Origin of the sequence: uncultured Mailhella sp. (assembly GCF_944324575.1) — a bacterium.
In the GTDB taxonomy this organism is placed as follows: Bacteria; Desulfobacterota; Desulfovibrionia; order Desulfovibrionales; family Desulfovibrionaceae; genus Mailhella.
The window spans coordinates 1-2,784 of record NZ_CALUWV010000161.1; the positions used below are offsets into that span (position 1 = coordinate 1).

Genomic DNA, 2,784 nt, shown 5'->3' on the forward strand with positions numbered 1-2,784 from the left:
GCCTGTATGCCGGCGCCGCCCCCGGAATCGGAACCGGCGATGGTGAGAACATTGGGCATCTGCTGCATAAGGCGCTCCTTGTTGCATTTTTTCTTCTGCAATGCCCTCAAAAACCGCGCCACGTCAAGCTTCAGCCGCCATGCTGCGCCTAAAGTTCTTGATGGAACGCTTTTTTTTGGATAAAACAAAACCTAATTCTATTTTTTCCTGAAAGGAGTCCGTGGATGCACCGTTTCAAATTCTCCTCCCTTCTCCTTCTGGCGATGCTGCTCGTGCCCAGCCTCTTCTTCGCTTAAGGACAACATTTCCATCTGCCCAAGGATCTTTCCATCATGTGGGTCGTGCCCTTTGTGTGCATGCTGCTTTCCATCGCCATCTGCCCGCTGGCCGTGCCCCATTTCTGGGAACACCACTTCGGCAAGGTGGCCGGGTTCTGGGGACTTGCCTTCCTCATCCCCTGCGCCCTCACCTTCGGCTTCGGCAACGCCTTCTTCCTGGCCGCCGAAAGCGTGCTGCTTGAGTATGTGCCCTTCATCCTGCTGCTGCGCGCCCTGTTCACCGTGGCCGGCGGCATCCGCCTCAAAGGCACGCTCGTGGGCACTCCCCTCGTGAATACCGCCATCCTGGCCGTGGGCACCATCCTGGCCAGCTGGATGGGCACCACCGGCGCCGCCATGCTCCTCATCCGTCCGCTGCTGCGCGCCAACGCCCACCGCAAGTACCGCGTGCATCAGGTCGTGTTCTTCATCTTCCTCGTGGCCAACATCGGCGGCTCCCTCACCCCCCTGGGTGATCCGCCGCTGTTCCTCGGCTTCCTCAAGGGCGTGAGCTTCTTCTGGACCACCGTGCATCTGTTCATGAAGACCCTGCTCATCTCCGTCATCCTGCTCGCCCTCTACTTCGTCATCGACACCGTGCTCTTCAAGAAGGAAGGAAGCCCCGTTCCCGCCGACGCCGCCGGTTCCAAGGAAAAGCTCGGCTTTGAAGGCTGCATCAACTTCGTGTTCCTCGCCTGCATCGTGGCCAACACCCTCATCTCCGGTCAGTGGACCGGTCCCACCTTCCACATCTTCGGCGTTCCCATGGAACTGCAGAACGTCGTGCGCGACCTCATGTACATCGTGATCGCCGTGGCTTCCTGGAAGGCCACCGACATGGGCTGCCGCACCCGCAACAACTTCACCTGGGCTCCCATTGAAGAAGTGGCCAAGCTGTTCATCGGCATCTTCCTCAGCATGATTCCCGCCATCGCCATCCTCAAGGCCGGCTCCGACGGCGCTCTCGCCGCCGTGGTCAACCTGACCACCGATGCCGAAGGCCATCACGTGACCTCCATGTTCTTCTGGATGACCGGTCTTCTGTCCTCCTTCCTGGACAACGCCCCGACCTACCTCGTGTTCTTCAACACCGCTGGCGGCAACGCCGCGCAGCTCATGGCCGACGGCGAAGTGCTGGCCGCCATTTCCGCCGGTGCCGTGTTCATGGGCGCCAACACCTACATCGGCAACGCGCCGAACTTCATGGTGAAGGCCATCTCCGAAGAACAGGGCGTCAAGATGCCCAGCTTCTTCGGCTACATGGCCTGGTCCGTCGGCATTCTCTGCCCGCTCTTCGCCCTGATCACCTTCCTGTTCTTCATGTAAGAGCCGGCTGAACGCCAGTCATGAGGGCCGCGCCTTTTCCGGGCGCGGCCCTTTTTTGCTGTTCTCTTTGCCGCGTCCCGTCACGGCGCCATGCTTCAGCACGACACGCGGACCGCCTCTCCCCGCAAAAAACGACGCCTGCCCGGCGCCGGAACGAACCGGAAAAACACGCGCTCTCTGTCCCCATGCAGTTCTTCCCAGCGTCGGCAATTTCCGCACGCCCGGACCGGAGCGCTCGACCCCCCGCAAAGGAGCACGGGCAAGCCTCAGGCGAGAAAACGCCCCTCATCAGCCGCCGCCCTCTTCCTGACCGGAGCAGGGGCATGGTCGCCCCCGCCGTCGTCCGCCGCGGCACGACGAGCGCCCGCAAGGTCTTTCATGCAAAGGACGCCGAAAGCAGCGCATAAAGAAGCCCCCTTTTCCTTGAGGAAAAGGGGGCTTCGGGCTTCATGCCCATGAAATGTCGATGCTCAGCTTACGCTTCGGGATCGAAATCTTCGGGGAAGTCGGCGTTGGTGTAGACGTTCTGCACGTCGTCGAGTTCTTCCAGCGCGTCGGTGATGCGCATGAGCTTCTGTGCGGTGTCGGCGTCGATGGGAACCAGAATGCGGGGCACCATGGCAAGCTGGGCTTCCAGCATTTCCACGCCCTGACCTTCCAGGGTTTCGCGAACGGTGTTGAAGTCGGCCATGGAGGTGCGCACTTCCCAGGTATCGTCGTTGTCCTGAACGTCATCGGCGCCGGCTTCAAGCGCCATGTTCATGACGGTTTCCTCGTCGGCGTACTTTTCCTTGTCCAGGGTGATGACGCCCATGCGGTCGAACTGGAAGGCCACGGAGCCGCTTTCGCCCATGGTTCCGCCGTACTTGGTGAACACGTGACGCACTTCGGCCACGGTACGGTTCTTGTTGTCGGTGGCGGTTTCCACGATGATGGCAACGCCGCCGGTGCCGTAGCCTTCGTAGGTGATTTCGGTGATGTCGCCGCCGGCATCCTGACCGGTGCCCTTGCGGATGGCGGCCTCAATCTTGTCCTTGGGCAGGTTCACGGCCTTGGCGGCAGCGATGGCGGAACGCAGACGGGCATTGCCGGCAGGGTCCCCACCGCTCTTGGCGGCGATGATGATTTCCTTGGCGGCCTT

2 protein-coding genes are annotated in these 2,784 nt (G+C 61.3%); one reads left to right on the forward strand and one right to left on the reverse strand.

Annotated features, from left to right (window positions below; translation table 11 throughout):
* Positions 1-332 precede the first annotated feature (332 nt).
* A complete protein-coding gene (locus Q0J81_RS10975) occupies positions 333-1,643 on the forward strand; it encodes a sodium:proton antiporter (RefSeq protein WP_294447882.1) in 1,311 nt (436 codons plus the stop codon).
* A gap of 475 nt (positions 1,644-2,118) precedes the next feature.
* Here Q0J81_RS10975 and Q0J81_RS10980 read toward each other — a convergent pair.
* Positions 2,119-2,784: YebC/PmpR family DNA-binding transcriptional regulator (locus tag Q0J81_RS10980; RefSeq protein ID WP_294447883.1), on the reverse strand; the 666-nt coding region annotated here is incomplete at its 5' end.

What these genes read in the sequence shown, in the direction of transcription:
- Q0J81_RS10975 (WP_294447882.1), top strand. Translation starts at nt 333, where the DNA reads ATGTGGGTCGTGCCCTTTGTGTGCATGCTGCTTTCCATCGCCATCTGC.